Annotated in this window: 15 protein-coding genes and 1 tRNA gene; 15 read left to right on the forward strand and 1 reads right to left on the reverse strand. The window is 47.8% G+C overall.

What is annotated here, in order from left to right; all coding sequences use genetic code 11:
• Nucleotides 1-9: 9 nt before the first annotated feature.
• Nucleotides 10-1,431 (reverse strand): siroheme synthase CysG, encoded by a 1,422-nt coding sequence (cysG, locus tag AT705_RS13420; RefSeq protein ID WP_058796962.1) that lies wholly within the window; start codon nt 1,429-1,431, stop codon nt 10-12.
• 452 nt (nt 1,432-1,883) lie between these two features.
• Here cysG and deoC point away from each other — a divergent pair, with 452 nt between their 5' ends.
• The 15 genes from deoC (at nt 1,884) to tuf (ending at nt 20,135) form a co-directional block, all read left to right on the forward strand.
• Nucleotides 1,884-2,630, forward strand: coding sequence for a deoxyribose-phosphate aldolase (gene deoC, locus AT705_RS13425; RefSeq protein ID WP_058796963.1), 747 nt, complete (start codon nt 1,884-1,886; stop codon nt 2,628-2,630).
• Nucleotides 2,631-2,719: 89 nt separating this feature from the next.
• A complete protein-coding gene (locus AT705_RS13430; protein ID WP_058798001.1) occupies nt 2,720-3,160 on the forward strand; it encodes a hypothetical protein in 441 nt (146 codons plus the stop codon).
• A 128-nt stretch (nt 3,161-3,288) separates the two neighbouring features.
• A tRNA-Trp gene (locus AT705_RS13435) sits at nt 3,289-3,365 on the forward strand.
• Nucleotides 3,366-3,495: 130 nt separating this feature from the next.
• Nucleotides 3,496-3,873 (forward strand): preprotein translocase subunit SecE, encoded by a 378-nt coding sequence (gene secE / locus AT705_RS13440; RefSeq protein WP_058796964.1) that lies wholly within the window; start codon nt 3,496-3,498, stop codon nt 3,871-3,873.
• A gap of 37 nt (nt 3,874-3,910) precedes the next feature.
• The gene (nusG, locus tag AT705_RS13445) at nt 3,911-4,468 is read left to right on the forward strand and encodes a transcription termination/antitermination protein NusG (protein ID WP_058796965.1); all 558 of its coding nucleotides are present in this window, start codon (nt 3,911-3,913) and stop codon (nt 4,466-4,468) included.
• Nucleotides 4,469-4,644: 176 nt separating this feature from the next.
• Complete coding sequence (rplK, locus tag AT705_RS13450) at nt 4,645-5,073, forward strand: 50S ribosomal protein L11 (RefSeq protein WP_010387320.1); 429 nt, start codon at nt 4,645-4,647, stop codon at nt 5,071-5,073.
• A 6-nt stretch (nt 5,074-5,079) separates the two neighbouring features.
• Nucleotides 5,080-5,784 carry a 50S ribosomal protein L1 gene (gene rplA / locus AT705_RS13455; RefSeq protein ID WP_010387319.1) on the forward strand — a complete coding sequence of 235 codons (705 nt, stop codon included), beginning with the start codon at nt 5,080-5,082 and terminating at the stop codon, nt 5,782-5,784.
• A gap of 332 nt (nt 5,785-6,116) precedes the next feature.
• Nucleotides 6,117-6,611, forward strand: coding sequence for a 50S ribosomal protein L10 (gene rplJ, locus AT705_RS13460; protein WP_010387318.1), 495 nt, complete (start codon nt 6,117-6,119; stop codon nt 6,609-6,611).
• Nucleotides 6,612-6,681: 70 nt separating this feature from the next.
• Complete coding sequence (gene rplL, locus AT705_RS13465) at nt 6,682-7,044, forward strand: 50S ribosomal protein L7/L12 (protein WP_023400585.1); 363 nt, start codon at nt 6,682-6,684, stop codon at nt 7,042-7,044.
• Between the two features lie 264 nt (nt 7,045-7,308).
• Complete coding sequence (gene rpoB / locus AT705_RS13470) at nt 7,309-11,334, forward strand: DNA-directed RNA polymerase subunit beta (RefSeq protein ID WP_010387312.1); 4,026 nt, start codon at nt 7,309-7,311, stop codon at nt 11,332-11,334.
• A gap of 96 nt (nt 11,335-11,430) precedes the next feature.
• The gene (gene rpoC / locus AT705_RS13475; RefSeq protein ID WP_058796966.1) at nt 11,431-15,612 is read left to right on the forward strand and encodes a DNA-directed RNA polymerase subunit beta'; all 4,182 of its coding nucleotides are present in this window, start codon (nt 11,431-11,433) and stop codon (nt 15,610-15,612) included.
• A 191-nt stretch (nt 15,613-15,803) separates the two neighbouring features.
• On the forward strand, nt 15,804-16,178 hold the full coding sequence (gene rpsL / locus AT705_RS13480; RefSeq protein WP_010387308.1) for a 30S ribosomal protein S12: 375 nt from the start codon (nt 15,804-15,806) through the stop codon (nt 16,176-16,178).
• Nucleotides 16,179-16,280: 102 nt separating this feature from the next.
• A complete protein-coding gene (rpsG, locus tag AT705_RS13485; RefSeq protein WP_010387307.1) occupies nt 16,281-16,751 on the forward strand; it encodes a 30S ribosomal protein S7 in 471 nt (156 codons plus the stop codon).
• A 27-nt stretch (nt 16,752-16,778) separates the two neighbouring features.
• Entirely contained in the window at nt 16,779-18,893 is a 2,115-nt protein-coding gene (gene fusA / locus AT705_RS13490; protein ID WP_010387306.1) for an elongation factor G, read from the forward strand.
• Between the two features lie 57 nt (nt 18,894-18,950).
• The gene (tuf, locus tag AT705_RS13495) at nt 18,951-20,135 is read left to right on the forward strand and encodes an elongation factor Tu (RefSeq protein WP_010387468.1); all 1,185 of its coding nucleotides are present in this window, start codon (nt 18,951-18,953) and stop codon (nt 20,133-20,135) included.
• Nucleotides 20,136-20,830 lie beyond the last annotated feature (695 nt).

The following is a 20,830-nucleotide window of genomic DNA, read 5'->3' on the forward strand; positions in this document are numbered from 1 at the left end:
GTTCATGCGTCAGGCGATCTTAGCGAGCGGCTGAGCGTAACTTGCAATTTGTTCTGTTTTACCAAACCAGGCCAGTTCCTGATGCAATGCAGCGACCTCGCCAATGATCAGCAATGCCGGTGACTGGATATTATTGGCTTCGATTTGTGCTGCCAGCTGGCCAAGCTCAGTGGTCACAACACGCTGCGACTTGCGGGTGCCATTTTCGACGATGGCTACCGGCGTGTGTTCACTGCGGCCATGGGCCAGTAGTTGGGCCTGAATATGCGGAGATTTAATCACCCCCATATAAATGGCCAGGGTCTGATTCGGTTTGGCCAGCGACTGCCAGTCCAACTCCTGGCCCTCTTTTTTACAGTGTCCTGTGACAAACTGAATCGCCTGAGCGTGGTCTCGGTGTGTCAGCGGAATACCTGCATAGGCACTGCACCCTGCAGCAGCTGTGATGCCCGGGACTATCTGATAGCGGATGTTAGCCGCAGCCAGTACCTGAACTTCTTCGCCACCTCGGCCGTAAATAAACGGGTCACCGCCTTTGATACGGCATACCTTTTTACCTTGCTGGGCCAGCTCAACCAGCATCTGGTTGGTGTCTTCTTGTTTAACACTGTGGTGCCCCGCACGCTTACCGACACAGATGAGGTCGGCATCGCGTCTGACCAACTCCATAATTTCATCGGACACTAGGTAGTCATACACCACAACATCAGCTTGTTGCATCAATTGTAGTGCTTTGAGCGTCAGTAGTTCAGGATCGCCTGGGCCTGCGCCTACGACATAGACTTCGCCTTGTGGCTCTGCGGTGTCGTCCAGCATGTCATGCAGCTGCTGTTGCGCACCTTGTGTGTCTCCGCTTTGTACTTTACTGACGACATGTGAGTCGAATACCCGCTCCCAGAATTGACGGCGATCCGCAAAATGCTTAAAACGGCCTTTGACCTTGTCTCTAAATCCGCCAACCAGTTCGGCCAGTGGACCGATATGTTGTGGGATCAGGGTTTCGAGCTTTTCTCTTAAACGGCGCGCCAATACAGGCGCTGTACCGGCACTTGAAATCGCAATCGTAATTGGATTGCGGTCAACGATAGACGGGAAAATAAAGCTACACTTTGGCTGGTCATCAACCACATTGACGAAAATATTGCGCGCATCCGCAGCATCTCGCACTTGTGCGTTGACATCATCGTTGTCGGTGGCAGCGATAACCAGTGCCATGCTGTCAACGGCTTCGGCGTTAAAGTAAGCTGTCTTCAGATACAGTTCGCCTTCTTCAGACAACTGTATGAGTTCGTTGCAGAATTCAGGGGCCAGTACAGTTACATCGGCGCGCGCTTTCAGCAGCGCGCGGATCTTTCTCAGTGCAACTTCACCGCCGCCGACGACCAGCACGGGTTTGTTGTCCAACTTGGTAAAGATAGGTAAGTACTGCACGCTGTTGCCCCTTAAACATCGTAAAACTTGATATAAGCCAACTCTGGCTTTTTCTAGAGTGGCAGAATATCCCGCGTACTGGCAGGGAAAAAATAACTTAAACCCAGTTTTTATAACTAAAAGTTATATAAAACGAAGTAAAAAAGCTTACCTCATATATATCAAGGGGTTTAGCGTGATAGCACACACTTGTTCACAGTTATAGCTATTGGTTATGAGTTATAATTTCCATAATTTAGAGTTTGGCGGGCATGTTGACATCTCAGTGAAGCGCTATGTTTGCTGATTTTTGGCCAGATGGGAGGGGCTGCTTGGTAACATCAGACCGATGTACCTCAGTAAAGGTGCGGACAAATGTCCTGTGGTCCGGTAGGGCAAGCAGCTAACGTTGAGGTCCGACTCATATGATGCAGCTTGTCCAGAAGGCAGGCTGTAGTTAAAAGGAAACCAATATGAAAATGCAAGCCGTCGCACGCGAGGTGCTTGGATTAATGGATCTGACGTCGTTAAACGAGCAAGATAACGAGGCCAGCATCATTGCGTTGTTAGACAGCATTCGCCCCGAATTAGGGCTACCCGCAGCCGTATGTGTGTATCCCCAGTTTGTCGCGCTGTGCAAACAGGAATTAAGTCGTCGAGGCTGGACTGAGGTAAAGGTGGCGACTGTGACCAACTTTCCCTGTGGCAAGCATTCATTGCAACAGGTGCTGACACAAACAAAAGAGGCGTTGCAGGCCGGAGCCGATGAAATTGATCTGGTGATGCCTTATCAGCAGTTACAGGCGGGTGATCCGGATACGCCCTGGCAATATGTACGCTCAAGCAAACAGTTGTGCGGCAGTCAGGCTAAGTTGAAAGTGATCATTGAGTCCGGCGCCCTTGAAAATACGCAACAAATCGCGCAGGCCAGCGATGTCGCGATTCTGGCCGGTGCCGACTTCATCAAAACCAGTACCGGTAAGGTGCCAGTAAACGCCACACTGGAGGCAACCAGGGTCATGCTGGAGCAGATCCATGTGTCGGGTAAAGCGGTTGGCTTTAAAGCCGCCGGTGGGGTTAAAAGTGTTGAGCAAGCAAGTGATTACTTACAACTTGCAAAAGAGGTAATGGGTGATAACTGGCTTACCGCCGAGCATTTTCGGTTTGGCGCGTCGAGCTTGTTGCAAGATGTCCATCGGCAGCTGGACAGTGAAGACTAGCGGAGTGCAAAGTGGAGTATGATCAGGCAGTCATACGTGACAGTGAGCGGGAGAAGCTGCAGCTTGAGCATGGGGCTGCAAAACTGTTCATGCGCAGTTATGAGCGGCTTACTCATGTTCCGATGCGCCACATCTGGCATAACCAACCTGCCAAACCTGATGTCAGCTGTTACCTGGCACAGTCGCGCCTAGATATTGAAGTGGCACATCTTTATGCCAGTGAGACAGAGGCCATGGCCGTGCTTGGCCGTCCTTTATCACTCACCATGCAGCGCGAACTGGCGTTAATGGCACAGACTCCGAGTGCACAGCGGTTGGCTACCGGCCTCGCTCGCCTACTCAAACAAAAAGCGGGTAAACACTATCATTCTCAGTGTGTTTGGTTGTTGATCCGCAATGCCAGCCCAATGTGGCACCGGGTTGATTTTGAAAATGCGCTACCTGATTTATCCGTGCCTGAAACGCATCCTTTTGAGCAGATCTGGCTACTGTGTGACTTCTTTTACGGTGATCCACTGCGTTTGTACTAGTCAGGAAAGCTACCACTGAATGCAATTCAACGGGTGTGTGCCTGTCTGAAATTGGCACAAATACCGCTTTGCGCATCTTTTACTCTTGTTTTCAGTTTGTTCGTCAGTATAATGGGCATCCACTTTGCAGGGGCGTAGTTCCAATTGGTAGAACAGCGGTCTCCAAAACCGATGGTTGCGGGTTCGAGTCCTGCCGCCCCTGCCACTCTTATAATCAGTCCAAATCTAAAATAATGGGTCTTATCATCACCGCTTATTTGTAAATTTGGATTGAAATGGATTAACCCTGTTTTTATGCAGGGTTGTTGTGTCTGTATTTAAGGTAAAAATAAATTATGAGCACTAATGTTGAAAACCCGTCTAGCTCGATGGACACGGTAAAGTGGTTGTTGGCAGTCGTTTTATTGGCTGGCGCAGTTGTTGGTAACTATATGTATGCGGATATCTCAGTATTGACTCGCGCAATTGGCGTTGTAGTTGCAGTAGGAGCGGCATTGGGTATTGCAGCAACAACAGAAAAAGGGCGAACCTTTATCGCTTTTGCCAAAGAGTCTAGAATTGAGGTTCGCAAGGTAGTTTGGCCAACGCGTCAGGAAACAACACACACGACCTTTATCGTAATGGCTGCAACAGTAGTAATGGCACTGATCCTGTGGGGATTGGATGGCATTCTGTTTCGCGCGGTTGGCTTTTTAACCGGCTTGACCTTGTAACAGGTTAGCGTTTTAACTGGATTGGAGATCTGATCCCATGTCGGATGAGAACAAAGAAAAGAAATTACGTTGGTACGTAATTCAGGCGTTTTCAGGTTTTGAAAAGCGCGTCGCTCAAACTATTCTTGAGCACATTAAAATCGAAGGTCTGGAAGAGTACTTCGGTGAAGTACTAGTCCCAACTGAAGAAGTTGTGGAAATGCGTGCCGGACAAAAACGTAAGTCTGAACGTAAATTCTTCCCGGGCTATGTGTTAGTTGAAATGGTGATGGATGATGCATCCTGGCACCTGGTGAACAGCACACCACGCGTGATGGGCTTTGTTGGTGGTACGTCAGATCGTCCAGCACCAATCAGCAAAAAAGAAGCCGATCGTATTCTCAATCGCTTGCAGGAGAATGCAGAAGCTCCGAAGCCAGCCACTCTGTTTGAGCCGGGCGAAGTGGTTCGTGTTATCGATGGTCCATTTGCGGACTTTAACGGTGTTGTGGAAGAGGTTGATTACGAGAAGAGCCGCCTGAAAGTGTCAGTGCTGATCTTCGGCCGTTCTACGCCGGTTGACCTGGAATTTGGACAGGTTGAACAAGATAAGTAATTTTGTTGTTTAAAACAGCAAAAGTTATTGCCAAAGGCCGCTGGTTAATCTATAATCAGCGGCCTTTTTGTATGTCATTACTATGACGCACAAAAAGACAGTTTTTTAATTGGGAAGCCGTCTGAGTACGCGTCCTCGCGCGCACAAGGCTAAGACCCACATAACGAGGTATTATCATGGCTAAAAAAGTTGAAGCTTTAATCAAGCTACAAGTTGCTGCTGGTATGGCTAATCCTAGTCCTCCAGTAGGTCCTGCACTAGGTCAACACGGTGTAAACATCATGGAATTCTGTAAAGCGTTCAACGCACGTACAGAGTCTATCGAGAAAGGCGCACCGGTTCCTGTAATCATTTCTGTTTACAACGACCGTTCTTTCACTTTCGACATGAAAACTCCACCTGCTTCTTACCTTCTTAAGAAAGCAGCTGGTATCAAGTCTGGTTCTGGCCGTCCTAACACTGAGAAAGTGGGTACTGTTACTCGCGCTCAGCTTGAAGAGATCGTTGAGACTAAACGTCCGGATCTTACTGCTGCTGATATGGATGCAGCTGTACGCACGATCGCAGGTTCTGCACGTGCAATGGGCTTGAACGTAGAGGGGTAATTGAGAATGGCTAAATTAACTAAGCGTATGCGTACTATCCGCGAAAAAGTGGATGTTACTAAAGAATACGAAATCAACGAAGCTGTTGCTCTTCTTAAAGAACTTGCTACTGCTAAGTTCGTTGAAAGTGTAGACGTTGCTGTAAACCTGGGTATCGATGCTCGTAAATCTGACCAAAACGTACGTGGTGCAACTGTACTACCTCACGGTACTGGTCGTGAAGTACGCGTAGCTGTATTCACTCAAGGTGCAAACGCTGACGCAGCAAAAGAAGCTGGCGCTGATCTGGTAGGCATGGAAGACCTTGCTGAGCAGGTTAAGAAAGGCGAAATGAACTTCGACGTAGTTGTTGCTTCTCCGGATGCAATGCGCGTTGTTGGTCAACTAGGTCAAATCCTAGGTCCACGTGGCCTTATGCCTAACCCTAAGACTGGTACTGTTACACCTAACGTTGCAGAAGCAGTTAAAAACGCGAAAGCGGGTCAGGTTCGCTACCGTAACGACAAAAACGGCATCATCCACACCACTATCGGTAAAGTTGATTTCGACGCGAACCAGCTTCAGGAAAACCTGGAAGCACTTATCGTTGCGCTTAAGAAGGCTAAGCCTTCACAAGCAAAAGGTACTTACGTGAAGAAAGTAAGCATCTCAACGACTATGGGCGCGGGTGTTGCTGTAGACCAAGCTACTCTAAACACGCAAGTGGCTTAATTTAGAGATAAGCGTTTACATGGCGTAAAAATTAGACTATAATTTTGCGCCATTTCGTTGAGAGCTAAGCTCTAAACGAAGCAAAGAATTCGGGTTGAAGCGCATAATTTCGGCACTTTGCAGACTTTATAGTCTACAATGATCCGATAAATTGCGTTTCCGTCCAAGACCGTAGGTGTAACCTAGTTACTTAATTCCCTACGTAGACGGTGTGAATCCCAGCTAGATTTTCCTAATCTTCTGGTTCTCGCCGTAAAAAGCAGCTCAAAGTCGTAAGACGATGAGTAAAGTAGAACTGGGACATGTTCCCATCATAACCAGGAGTAACACCCATGGCTTTAAATCTTCAAGACAAAAAAGCAATTGTTGCTGAAGTCAACGAAGCTGCCAAAGGTGCTCTGTCTGCAGTTGTTGCAGATTCTCGTGGTGTAACAGTAGATGCGATCACTGCACTTCGTAAAGAAGCTCGTGAAGCAGGCGTATGGATGAAAGTTGTCCGTAACACCCTAGCTAAGCGCGCTGTAGAAGGTACTGACTATGAGTGCCTTAACGAATCGCTAGTGGGCCCAAGCCTAATCGCTTTCTCTTCAGAGCATCCAGGTGCTGCAGCTCGTATCTTCGCTGATTTCGCGAAGAAGAACGAGTTGTTCGAACTGAAAGCGGCTGCATTTGAAGGCAATGTTGTAGACGTAGACATGCTAGCTAAGCTGCCTACTTACGACGAAGCTGTTGCACGCCTAATGAGCGCTATGAAAGAAGCGTCAGCTGGTAAATTGTGTAAAACAATTGAAGCTGTACGTGTTCAGAAAGCTGAAGCAGCTGCTTAATAGCACGCTTCTTACTTTCACAAATAAATTTTTAGAACCCCATGGTTCGTGATTAATTAGGAAACTTAAAATGTCTGTAACTAAAGACCAAATCCTTGACGCGATTGCTGAAATGTCAGTAATGGAAGTTGTTGAACTAGTTGAAGCAATGGAAGAAAAATTCGGTGTAACTGCAGCTGCTGCTGTTGTTGCTGCTGGTCCTGCTGAAGCTGCTGAAGAGAAGACTGAGTTCGACGTAATCCTAGCTGGCGCTGGCGGTAACAAAGTTGCTGCTATCAAAGCTGTACGTGGTGCAACTGGTCTTGGCCTTAAAGAAGCAAAAGCTCTTGTTGAGTCTGCTCCTGCGCCAATCAAAGAAGCTGTTTCTAAAGAAGAAGCTGAAGCACTTAAGAAAGATCTTGAAGAAGCTGGTGCTGAAGTTGAGATCAAGTAATCTGGCATTTGCTAGGTTCGCTGCCTGAGCAATCAGGCAAGGGCTGGTGATTATTTAATCACCGGCCCTTTTGCGCTATAGAGCGACGCTTTCCTGTTGCGCAATAAATTCCTATGTTTTTCTTATTTTTCAATCTGTTAGAAGTATTTTGAAAGTGAGTGACTCATAGGACGACAATTAGATGTTGTTATCATGGCTTAGATGCCAATGAAGTCTGTTCTCCATGAACAGGTTGGGTCAAAGATCAGCAAGCTGAGGAACCCCATGGCTTACTCTTATTCTGAAAAGAAACGTATCCGTAAGGATTTTGGTAAACGTCCACAAGTTTTGGACATACCTTTCCTTTTGCAAACGCAGTTGGAATCGTTCAAAAAGTTCATTACACCGGACGCGGATGGTGATACCGGACTGGAAGCGGCATTCCGTTCTGTGTTCCCGATCAAAAGCTACTCGGGCAATTCTGAGCTTCAATACGTTAGCTACCGTATTGGAGAGCCAGTATTCGATGTAAAAGAATGTCAAATTCGCGGTGTGACTTTTTCTGCTCCACTTCGCGTAAAACTTCGTCTTGTGCTAATGGACAAAGAAGCACCAGGCACAGTTAAAGACATTAAAGAGCAAGAAGTTTACATGGGCGAAATCCCGCTCATGACTGACACAGGTACTTTTGTTATCAATGGTACTGAACGTGTTATCGTTTCTCAGCTACACCGTTCACCTGGTGTATTCTTTGATAACGACCGTGGTAAATCACACTCGTCGGGTAAAGTACTATATAACGCACGCGTGATCCCATACCGTGGTTCGTGGTTAGACTTTGAATTCGATGTAAAAGATAACCTGTTTGTACGTATCGACCGTCGTCGTAAACTGCCTGCGTCAATCATTCTACGTGCCCTTGAATTCTCAACAGAAGAAATTCTAGGCATGTTCTTCGAAACGACTGCGTTCGAAGTGACTAACGGCAAAGTGATGATGGAATTGGTACCATCTCGACTACGTGGTGAAACCGCTGCTTTTGATATCAAAGATGCAGACGGTGAAGTCCTGGTTGAGCAGGGTCGCCGTATCACAGCCCGTCATATAAAAACAATCGAGAAAAAGGGCATTGACCAGTTAGAAGTACCGCATGAGTACATCATTGGTCGTGTGGTTGCGAGAAACTACATCGATGAGTCAACTGGCGAGATCATTGCTGAAGCGAATGCTGAGCTGTCTCTGGAGTTGATGGCCGAGCTGGTTAAAGCAGGTCACACAAAAATCGACACCCTGTACATCAATGATGTAGACAGCGGTGCTTACATGTCAGAAACTGTTCGTATCGACAGCACGGCAAACCGTCTTGAAGCACTGGTAGAAATCTACCGCATGATGCGCCCGGGTGAGCCACCAACAAAAGAAGCAGCAGAAGCCTTATTCGATAATCTGTTCTTCTCTGACGAGCGTTATGACTTGTCAACGGTTGGTCGTATGAAGTTCAACAGCCGTGTTGGTTATGATACTGACACAGGTCCTGGCACGCTGAGCAAAGAAGACATTGTTAGCGTAATGAAGGTGTTGATCGACATCCGTAACGGTAAAGGTGATGTGGACGATATCGACCACTTAGGTAACCGTCGTATCCGTTCTGTAGGTGAAATGGCAGAAAACCAGTTCCGCGTTGGTTTAGTACGTGTTGAGCGTGCTGTACGTGAGCGTCTGAGCTTGGGTGATCTGGATAATGTAATGCCTCAGGATCTGATCAACGCTAAGCCAATTTCTGCTGCCGTTAAAGAATTCTTTGGTTCTTCACAGCTGTCTCAGTTTATGGATCAGAACAACCCGCTGTCAGAAGTAACGCACAAGCGTCGTATTTCTGCACTTGGTCCGGGTGGTCTGACTCGTGAGCGTGCTGGCTTCGAGGTTCGAGACGTACACGTAACGCACTACGGTCGTGTTTGTCCAATCGAAACGCCTGAAGGTCCAAACATCGGTCTGATCAACTCATTGTCTACGTACGCACGTACCAACGATTATGGTTTCCTTGAAACACCATATCGTAAAGTGGTTGATGGCGTCGTAACGGATGACGTTGATTACCTGTCTGCAATTGAAGAAGGTCAGTTCGTAATCGCACAGGCGAACACTAACCTGACTGAAGAAAACCAGTTTGCAGAAGAACTGATCCCATGTCGTTATAAAGGTGAATCAACCTTTATGCCAAGCGACAGCATCCAGTATATGGATGTATCTCCACAGCAGGTTATCTCTGTGGCAGCGGCACTTATCCCATTCCTTGAACACGATGATGCGAACCGTGCATTGATGGGATCGAACATGCAACGTCAGGCTGTACCAACACTGCGCGCAGACAAGCCGCTGGTAGGTACAGGTATTGAACGTACGCTGGCAAAAGACTCTGGTGTAACCATTGTTGCTAAGCGTGGCGGTGTGGTGAAGTATGCAGATGCAAGCCGTATCGTTGTTAACGTGAACGAAGAAGAGCGCGTACCTGGTGAAGCGGGTATCGACATCTACAACCTGACGAAATACACCCGTTCTAACCAGAACACCTGTATCAACCAAAAACCAACTTGTATGGTTGGTGAGCCGGTTGTCCGTGGTGACGTTCTGGCGGATGGTCCTTCGACTGACCTGGGCGACCTGGCTCTTGGTCAAAACCTGCGCGTGGCATTCATGCCGTGGAATGGTTACAACTTCGAGGATTCAATCCTACTTTCAGAGCGTGTAGTTCAGGAAGATCGCCTAACTACGATCCACATTCAGGAACTGCAGTGTATCGCTCGTGATACTAAGCTTGGTCCAGAAGAGATCACAGCGGATATCCCGAATGTTGGTGAGTCTGCGCTAGGTAAGCTGGACGAATCAGGTGTTGTATACATCGGTGCTGAAGTAAAAGGCGGCGATATCCTGGTTGGTAAAGTAACACCGAAAGGTGAAACGCAGTTGACGCCTGAAGAAAAGCTACTACGTGCTATCTTCGGTGAAAAAGCGTCTGACGTGAAAGACAGCTCGCTACGTGTACCTAACTCTGTATCTGGTACGGTTATCGACGTTCAGGTCTTTACCCGTGATGGCGTAGAGAAAGACAAGCGTGCATTGGAAGTTGAAGACATGCAGCTTCGCGAAGCGAAGAAAGACTTCAACGAAGAATTCCGTATCCTTGAAGGTGGTATTCTGACTCGTGCGCGTGACCTGCTGGTACGTGCTGGTCTGAGCGAAGACAAGATCGCAGACCTGAACGCTGAAAAGCTACTAACGCAAAGCCTGGCTGACGAAGAGCAGCAAGCTGAACTAGAGCAACTGGCTGCGCAGTACGACGAGCTGAAAGCAGAATACGATAAGAAGTTTGAAAACAAACGTCGCAAGATCACCCAAGGTGATGATCTGGCGCCGGGCGTACTGAAGATCGTTAAGGTTTACCTGGCTGTTAAGCGTCGCATCCAACCGGGTGATAAGATGGCGGGTCGTCACGGTAACAAGGGTGTTATCTCTACTATCGTGCCTGTTGAAGACATGCCTTACGATGAAAAAGGTCGTACGGTAGACATCGTTCTGAACCCGCTGGGTGTACCATCGCGGATGAACATCGGTCAGATCCTTGAAACTCACATGGGTCTTGCTGCACGCGGTATTGGTGAGCGCATTGAAGACATGATGAAAGAGCAACGTGAACTCCACGAAATGCGCGATTTCATCAAGCAAGCCTACGAAATCGGTGATTGCCGTCAGAAAGTTGATATTGCTAACTTCTCTGATGATGAGATCCGTCGTCTGGCACACAACCTTAAAGGTGGTCTGCCAATCGCAACGCCAGCATTTGACGGTGCACGCGAAGCTGAAATCAAAGACATGCTAGAGCTGGGTGGTTATCCAAGAAGTGGTCAGGTAACGCTATATGATGGTCGTACTGGTGATGCATTTGAGCGTCAGGTAACAGTTGGCTACATGTATATGCTGAAACTGAACCACCTTGTTGATGACAAAATGCACGCACGTTCTACCGGTTCTTACAGCCTGGTTACTCAGCAGCCGCTGGGTGGTAAGGCACAGTTCGGTGGTCAGCGTTTCGGTGAGATGGAGGTATGGGCACTTGAAGCATACGGTGCTGCCTACACGCTACAAGAAATGTTGACAGTGAAGTCGGATGACGTAAACGGCCGTACTAAGATGTATAAGAACATCGTGGACGGCAACCATAAGATGGAACCGGGCATGCCGGAATCATTCAACGTATTGTTGAAAGAGATCCGCTCGCTGGGTATCAACATCGAATTGGAAGAAAGTTGATCCGCCGGGCCGCGTAAGCGGCCCAGACCGGACTGAAAAGAATGAAGGGGTGAGCCCAGGCTTGCCCTCAAGATTAACTCCGACAGGAGAGCTAAGGTGAAAGACTTACTTAAGTTTCTGAAGCAACAAAATAAGACCGAAGAATTCGATGCAATTCGTATTGGTCTTGCTTCGCCGGACATGGTGCGTTCATGGTCTTACGGTGAGGTAAAGAAACCTGAGACAATTAACTACCGTACTTTCAAGCCTGAGCGTGACGGCTTATTCTGTGCCCGTATCTTCGGCCCAGTAAAAGATTATGAGTGTTTGTGTGGTAAGTACAAGCGCTTAAAGCACCGTGGTGTGATCTGTGAGAAGTGTGGCGTTGAAGTTACACTGACTAAAGTACGCCGTGACCGCATGGGTCACATTGAGCTGGCTAGCCCAGTTGCACACATTTGGTTCCTTAAATCATTGCCGTCTCGTATCGGCCTGATGCTGGACATGACGCTTCGTGATATCGAGCGTGTACTTTACTTCGAATCATTCGTAGTAACTGAACCTGGTATGACAACGCTTGAGCGTGGTCAGCTATTAGGTGAAGAAGAGTACCTGGATGCACTGGAAGAGCATGGTGATGAATTCGAAGCGAAGATGGGTGCCGAAGCGGTACTTGATCTGCTACGTGATTTGGACCTGGGTCAGCTAATCGCCGAAATGCGTGAAGAGCTGCCGACTATCAACTCTGAAACAAAGCGTAAGAAAATTACTAAGCGTCTTAAGTTGATGGAAGCATTCCACCAGTCAGGTAACAACCCTGAGTGGATGGTAATGAGCGTACTACCAGTTCTGCCACCTGATCTACGTCCACTTGTACCACTGGATGGTGGTCGTTTTGCGACATCTGATCTGAACGATTTATACCGTCGTGTTATCAACCGTAACAACCGTCTTAAGCGTCTACTTGACCTGGCGGCACCAGACATCATCGTACGTAACGAAAAGCGTATGTTGCAAGAAGCGGTGGATGCACTACTAGATAACGGTCGTCGTGGTCGTGCGATCACTGGTTCTAACAAGCGTCCTCTGAAGTCGCTTGCAGACATGATCAAAGGTAAGCAAGGTCGTTTCCGTCAAAACCTGCTAGGTAAGCGTGTAGACTACTCTGGCCGTTCTGTAATCACAGTTGGTCCTACACTGAAACTACATCAGTGTGGTCTGCCTAAGAAAATGGCACTTGAGCTATTCAAGCCATTCATCTACGGCAAACTAGAGCGCCGTGGCATGGCGACTACCATCAAAGCTGCAAAGAAGATGGTAGAGCGTGAAGTACCAGAGGTTTGGGACGTACTTGACGAAGTGATCCGTGAGCACCCGGTTCTACTGAACCGTGCACCGACACTTCACAGACTAGGTATCCAGGCGTTTGAACCGGTACTAATCGAAGGTAAAGCAATCCACCTGCACCCGCTAGTGTGTGCGGCGTATAACGCTGACTTCGATGGTGACCAAATGGCGGTACACGTACCGTTGACACTGGAAGCACAGCTTGAAGCACGTGCGCTAATGATGTCGACCAACAACATCCTGTCTCCTGCGAACGGTGAGCCAATCATCGTACCTTCACAGGACGTTGTATTGGGTCTGTACTACATGACGCGTGACCGCATCAATGCAAAAGGTGAAGGCATTGTCTTCAAAGATGCGAAAGAAGCTGAAAAAGCATACCGTACTGGCGCGGCAGAACTACATGCACGCGTAAAAGTACGTATCGCAGAAGTCCACATTGATGGCGAAACAGGTGAACGCAAAGACGTGACTGAGGTGGTTGAAACCACGGTTGGTCGTGCCATCCTGTCTTTGATCATGCCGACTGGCCTACCGTTTGAACTAATCAACCGTGCGCTAGGTAAAAAGCAGATCTCTGGCCTGTTGAACGAGTGTTATCGTCGTCTGGGTCTGAAAGATACTGTTATCTTCGCGGACCAGGTGATGTACACCGGTTTCCACTACGCGATGAAGTCAGGTGTTTCTATCGGTATCAACGATATGGAAATCCCACCAACTAAAACAGGCATCATCGAAGCAGCAGAAGCTGAAGTTACTGAAATTAACCAGCAATTCCAGTCTGGTCTTGTAACTGCGGGTGAGAAATACAACAAAGTTATCGATATCTGGTCACGTGTTAATGAAAACTTATCACGCGAGATGATGGCGAACTTGTCGAAAGACACGGTTGTGAATGCGCAGGGTGAAGAAGAAGAGCAAGATTCTTTCAACTCAGTGTTCATGATGGCCGACTCGGGCGCACGTGGTAGTGCAGCTCAGATCCGTCAGCTAGCCGGTATGCGTGGCCTGATGGCACGTCCGGATGGTTCAATCATCGAAACACCTATTACAGCAAACTTCCGTGAAGGTCTGAACGTACTACAGTACTTCATCTCGACGCACGGTGCGCGTAAAGGTCTAGCGGATACCGCACTTAAGACAGCGAACTCGGGTTACCTGACTCGTCGTCTGGTAGACGTTGCACAAGACTTGGTCATCAACGAAACAGATTGTGGTACCCTTGAAGGGACTGTAATGAAGCCGCTGATTGAAGGTGGTGACGTTGTAGAGCCATTGCGTGAGCGTGTATTAGGTCGTGTTGTAGCAGAAGACGTGGTTATCCCTGGCACTGACGAAGTGCTGGTTGAACGTAACGTGATGCTTGATGAGAAGCTGTGTGACCTGTTAGAAGAGCACTCAGTGGACGAAGTAAAAGTACGTTCAGTTATCACCTGTGAAAACGACTTTGGTGTGTGTGCTAATTGTTACGGTCGTGACCTGGCACGTGGCCACATCATTAACGCGGGTGAGTCTGTTGGTGTTATCGCGGCACAGTCAATCGGTGAGCCGGGTACTCAGCTTACGATGCGTACCTTCCACATCGGTGGTGCGGCATCTCGAGCGTCTGCAGAAAACAGCGTTCAGGTTAAGAACAATGGTAGCATGAAGCTGCACAATGCGAAGTTCGTAATCAATACCGACGGCAAGATCGTGATCACCTCACGTTCAACCGAAATTACGGTTATTGACGAACAAGGCCGTGAGAAAGAGCGCTATAAAGTGCCTTACGGTGCCGTATTGTCAGTGAGTGACGGTGCAGAAGTGAAAGGTAACGACATAGTCGCGACCTGGGACCCGCATAGTCACCCAATCATCATCGAGCACGAGTCTAAAGTATCGTTCAGCGACATCGACGATTCTAACACTGAAGCACAAACAGACGAGCTAACTGGTCTGACGCGTGTGGTTGTTAAAGACCTTGCTAAGGTGAATGCAAAAGAGCCTAAGCTGATCATCGAAAATGAAGAGCGTGGCCTGCAGGAAATTCGTCTGCCTTCGTTCACCACCATCGAAATCACAGATGGTGCAACGGCACAGCCGGGTGACGTTCTGGCACGTATTCCTCAGGAAGGTTCGAAGACTCGTGATATCACGGGTGGTCTACCTCGAGTTGCTGACTTGTTTGAAGCGCGTAAGCCGAAAGATCCAGCAATCCTGGCAGAAATCACAGGTACCGTTAGCTTTGGTAAAGAAACCAAAGGTAAGAAGCGCCTGGTGATTACACCGGAAGAGGGTGATGCATACGAAGAAATGATCCCGAAATGGCGTCAGCTGAACGTGTTCGAGGGTGAGCAGGTATCTAAAGGTGAAGTTATCGCCGATGGTCCTGAATCTCCGCACGACATCTTACGTCTGCGTGGTGTGACTGACGTATCTAACTACATCGTAAACGAAGTACAAGAAGTATATCGTCTACAGGGTGTAAAGATTAACGACAAGCACATCGAAACCATCATTCGTCAGATGCTACGTAAATGTATCATCCTTGATGGTGGTGACAGTGAGTTCCTGGCTGGCGAACAAGCCGAAGTGGCGCGCGTTAATATTGCAAACCGTGAGCTAGAGAAACAAGGTAAGATCCCAGCGAAGTTCGAAATTCAGCTGATGGGTATTACTAAAGCCTCACTGGCAACAGAGTCTTTCATCTCTGCAGCCTCGTTCCAGGAGACGACACGTGTCCTGACTGAAGCCGCAGTAAATGGTAAGAGTGATGAGCTTCGTGGTCTGAAAGAAAACGTTATCGTGGGTCGTCTGATCCCAGCGGGTACCGGTTTCTCTTACCACTTAGATCGCATCAACCGTCGTAAGCAAAATGAAGCTGCAGTTGAAGAGCAAACTGTAAGTGCTGAAGAAGCATCTCAGGCACTGACAGACGCACTAAATGCAGACTTGCTTGGTGGCCAAGACTAAAATTGACGAAAAACACGTCAATTGCAATAAAAAGGCAGCTTTAACGCTGCCTTTTTAGTTGTTTTGGTTGACAGGTTAAACTTTGCTCATTAAAATTCCGCCACCCATTTATTCGTTCGAATAACAGAACGCTTAAATTGGCGAAATTTGATTTTTTCAGTAGTAATTTTTATTAATTCAGGAGCTATTTAATGGCAACTATTAACCAGCTAGTACGTAAGCCACGTCGCAGCAAGGTTACTAAGAGCAACTCAGCTGCTCTTAAAGCTTGTCCTCAAAAGCGTGGTGTATGTACTCGTGTATATACAACTACACCTAAGAAGCCAAACTCTGCACTACGTAAAGTAGCGCGTGTTCGTCTAACGAACGGCTTCGAAGTAACATCTTACATTGGTGGTGAAGGCCACAACTTGCAAGAGCACAGTGTTATCCTAATCCGTGGTGGTCGTGTTAAAGACTTACCAGGTGTGCGTTTCCACACAGTACGTGGCGCGCTGGACTGTGCTGGCGTAAATGACCGTAAACAAGGTCGTTCTAAGTACGGTGCAAAACGTCCTAAGGGCTAATGGTTCTCCGTTAGTAAGGCCAAGCACTTAAGTTTTAATTTATATATTTTGTTTTGGGAATTCGTCGTAGTAAGACGAACCTGAAGATACCGGAGAAAGAAAATGCCTAGAAGACGCGTAATAGGTCAACGTAAAATTCTTCCAGATCCGAAGTTCGGATCAGAGCTTCTTGCTAAATTCGTTAACGTAGTAATGCTTGACGGTAAGAAGTCTACTGCTGAAAAAATCGTATATGGTGCGCTAGACGTGGCTGCTGAAAAATCAGGCAAGTCGCACCTAGAAATCTTCGAGTCTGCACTTGAGAACGTACGTCCACAGGTTGAGGTTAAATCTCGCCGTGTTGGTGGTTCTACGTACCAGGTACCAGTTGAAGTACGTCCAGTTCGTCGCAACGCACTAGGTATGCGTTGGTTGGTTGAAGCTGCACGTAAGCGCGGCGAGAAGTCAATGGGCCTTCGTCTGGCTCAAGAAATGATCGACGCTGCTGACAACAAAGGCACTGCGGTTAAGAAACGTGAAGACGTTCACCGTATGGCTGAAGCGAACAAAGCATTCGCTCACTACCGTTGGTAATCTGCCCAAGACCTTTAAGAGGATAATATGGCACGTACAACTCCTATTGAGCGTTACCGTAATATCGGTATTTGTGCTCACGTAGATGCGGGGAAAACCACCACCACGGAACGTGTACTTTATTACACGGGCCTGTCTCACAAAATTGGTGAGGTGCATGATGGTGCCGCAACTATGGACTGGATGGAGCAGGAGCAGGAGCGTGGTATTACCATCACTTCAGCTGCGACCACGTGTTTCTGGAAAGGGATGGATGCTCAGTTTGATGAGCATCGTATAAACATCATCGATACTCCCGGACACGTAGACTTCACCATCGAAGTAGAACGTTCATTACGTGTACTAGATGGCGCTGTAGTCGTATTATGTGCTTCATCAGGTGTACAACCACAAACGGAAACCGTTTGGCGTCAGGCGAACAAGTACGAAGTACCTCGCATGATTTTCGTCAACAAAATGGACCGTACCGGTGCAGATTTTCTGGCCGTTGTGGATCAGGTGAAAAAGCGTCTTGGCGCTGCACCTGTGCCAATTCAGTTACCAATCGGTGCTGAAGATGAATTTAAAGGTGTTATCGATCTCATCAAGATGAAAGCCATCAACTGGAATGCTGAAGACCAGGGGATGACTTTCAACTATGAAGAGATCCCGGCAGAGCTTCAGGAGCTGGCAGAAGAGTGGCGCGCAGAGCTACTCGAATCTGCCGCAGAAGCTTCTGAAGAGCTAATGGACAAATATCTTGAAGAAGGTGAACTGAGCGAGGCCGAAATTAAGGCCGCGATCCGTCAGCGTACATTGAACAATGAAATTGTGCCAATGAGCTGTGGTAGTGCATTCAAGAATAAAGGTGTTCAGGCTGTGCTTGATGCCGTGATTGAATACATGCCGTCTCCAACAGAGGTTAAAGAGATCCAGGGTATCCTGGATGACGAAAGCGAAGCAACGCGTCCTGCGGACGATGATGCGCCGTTTTCAGCTCTGGCGTTCAAAATCGCCACTGACCCGTTTGTTGGTACGCTTACCTTCTTCCGAGTTTATTCCGGCACAGTAGGTCAGGGTGACTCGGTTTATAACCCAGTTAAAGGCAAGAAAGAGCGCTTTGGACGTATCGTTCAGATGCACTCTAACTCGCGCGAAGAGATTAAAGAAGTTCGTGCCGGGGACATTGCCGCTGCAATTGGTATGAAGGACGTCACCACAGGTGACACGCTTTGTGCTCATGATGCTGTTATCACGTTAGAGCGTATGGAATTTCCAGAGCCAGTGATTTCAGTTGCAGTAGAGCCTAAGACCGTTGCTGACCAAGAAAAAATGGGTATCGCGCTAGGTAAGCTGGCTGCGGAAGACCCGTCTTTCAGAGTTGAAACCGACGAAGAATCAGGCCAAACCATTATTTCAGGTATGGGTGAACTCCACCTGGATATCATCGTAGATCGCATGAAGCGTGAATTCAGCGTTGAATGTAACGTAGGTAAGCCTCAAGTTGCTTATCGTGAAACGATCCGCGGTTCGGTTGAAGCCGAAGGTAAATTCGTACGTCAATCAGGCGGACGCGGCCAATATGGTCACGTTTGGTTGAAGCTCGAACCTATGGAAGTTGCTGATGAAGACGCACCAATTTACGAGTTCGTTAATGAAATCGTAGGTGGTGTGGTACCTAAGGAATATATTCCTGCGGTTGACAAAGGCATCCAGGAACAGATGAAGCAAGGTGTCCTTGCTGGTTATCCTATGCTGGGTGTGAAAGCTACCTTGTTTGATGGCTCATTCCATGATGTTGACTCAAACGAGATGGCGTTTAAGATTGCCGGCGCAATGGGCTTTAAGAAAGGCGCGCTTGATGCGCAGCCAGTTATTCTTGAACCTGTTATGAAGGTAGAAGTCACCACCCCTGAAGCAAACATGGGTGATGTCGTTGGCGACCTGAACCGTCGTCGAGGCATAATCGAAGGTATGGACGACTCATTTGGTGGTCTGAAGCAAGTTAATGCTCAGGTCCCGTTGTCTGAAATGTTTGGTTATGCAACTGATCTTCGTTCTGCAACACAAGGTCGAGCTTCGTACTCAATGGAATTTTCCAAGTACGCAGAAGCGGCGAAAAACGTTGCTGACGCAATTATTGCAGCTCGCGCTGTTAAGTAATTTTAGTTCGGTCCGGTCTTAGGGCTGGACTTTAATTTCTTTATAGGAATTTTTAAAATGGCAAAAGAAAAGTTTGAACGTTCGAAACCGCACGTTAACGTTGGTACTATCGGCCACGTTGACCACGGTAAAACTACCCTAACTGCAGCAATCACTAACGTACTTGCAAAAGTATACGGTGGTGAAGCGAAAGACTTCGCATCAATCGATAACGCTCCAGAAGAGCGTGAGCGTGGTATCACAATCTCAACTTCACACGTTGAGTATGACACTCCAACTCGCCACTACGCGCACGTTGACTGTCCTGGACACGCTGACTACGTTAAAAACATGATCACTGGTGCTGCTCAGATGGACGGCGCGATCCTGGTAGTTGCTGCAACTGACGGTCCTATGCCTCAAACACGTGAGCACATCCTACTTTCTCGTCAGGTTGGTGTACCTTACATCATCGTATTCATGAACAAATGTGACATGGTTGACGACGAAGAGCTACTAGAGCTAGTAGAGATGGAAGTTCGTGAACTTCTTTCTGAGTACGACTTCCCAGGTGATGACCTGCCTCTAATCCAGGGTTCAGCTCTTAAAGCGCTAGAAGGCGAGAAAGAGTGGGAAGACAAGATCGTTGAGCTTGCAGAAGCACTAGATTCTTACATCCCAGAGCCAGAGCGTGACATCGATAAGCCGTTCATCATGCCTATCGAAGACGTATTCTCAATCCAGGGTCGTGGTACTGTTGTAACTGGCCGTGTTGAAGCTGGTATCATCAACGTGAACGACGAAGTTGAAATCGTAGGTATCAAAGAAACTACGAAGACAACTTGTACTGGTGTTGAAATGTTCCGTAAGCTGCTTGACGAAGGTCGTGCAGGTGAGAACATCGGTGCACTTCTACGTGGTACTAAGCGTGATGAAGTTGAGCGTGGTCAGGTTCTTTGTAAGCCTGGTTCAATCAACCCACACACTAAGTTCACTTCAGAAGTATACGTACTGTCTAAAGATGAAGGTGGCCGTCATACTCCATTCTTCAAAGGCTACCGTCCACAGTTCTACTTCCGTACAACTGACGTAACTGGTAACGTTGAGCTTCCAGAAGGCGTAGAAATGGTAATGCCTGGTGACAACATCAAGATGACTGTTGAGCTAATCGTTCCAATCGCGATGGACGAAGGTCTACGTTTCGCGATCCGTGAAGGTGGCCGTACAGTTGGTGCTGGTGTTGTAGCTACAATCGTAGAATAATCTACAGATTGCAGTAACACTGTGAAAAAGGTCGCTTAGGCGGCCTTTTTTAATGCCTGAGTGAAAGTCATCATGTGAAGGTGGCGCCTTCTACAGGGTAGTGTAGGTGCTAGTTGCAACTATCGTTGAGTAATATCGACTTTAGTTAATGCAATAAGCATTGTAAAAAAGGTCACTTCGGTGGCCTTTTTTAATGCCTGAAATATAGCGATGGAAAATGCGGTGTGGAAGTACATCCTTGTAGCGACGCCCATCGCGCATCCTTGCGCTCACCTCCTCTTGCTGCGAAGCGGTGCTTCGTTCACTCGTCGCCCTTGCGCAAAGGAAATGCCAGTGCAAGCACTGTGTCATTAGCCCTTTGCACGATAGGTGGCGCTCTCTACAGGGTAATGTAGGTGCTAGTTGTAACTATCGTTGAGTAATATCGACTTTAGTTAATGCAATAAGCATTATAAAAAAGGTCACTTCGGTGGCCTTTTTATATTGCCTGAAATATGGCGATGGAAAATGCGGTGTGGAAGTACATCCATGTAGCGACGCCCATTGCACATCTCGATAATTGCTCCCGCCTCCCCACATCCATGTGGGTCCTTGCGCTCACCTCCTCCTCATGCTGCAAAGCGGTGGTGACTCCAGGCTTCCTGCCTTATGTTCGTCGAGTCAGCATAGCTGTTCAAAAATATTCCAGGTATTTT

Origin of the sequence: Pseudoalteromonas rubra (genome assembly GCF_001482385.1) — a bacterium.
Taxonomy (GTDB): Bacteria; Pseudomonadota; Gammaproteobacteria; order Enterobacterales; family Alteromonadaceae; genus Pseudoalteromonas; species Pseudoalteromonas ardens.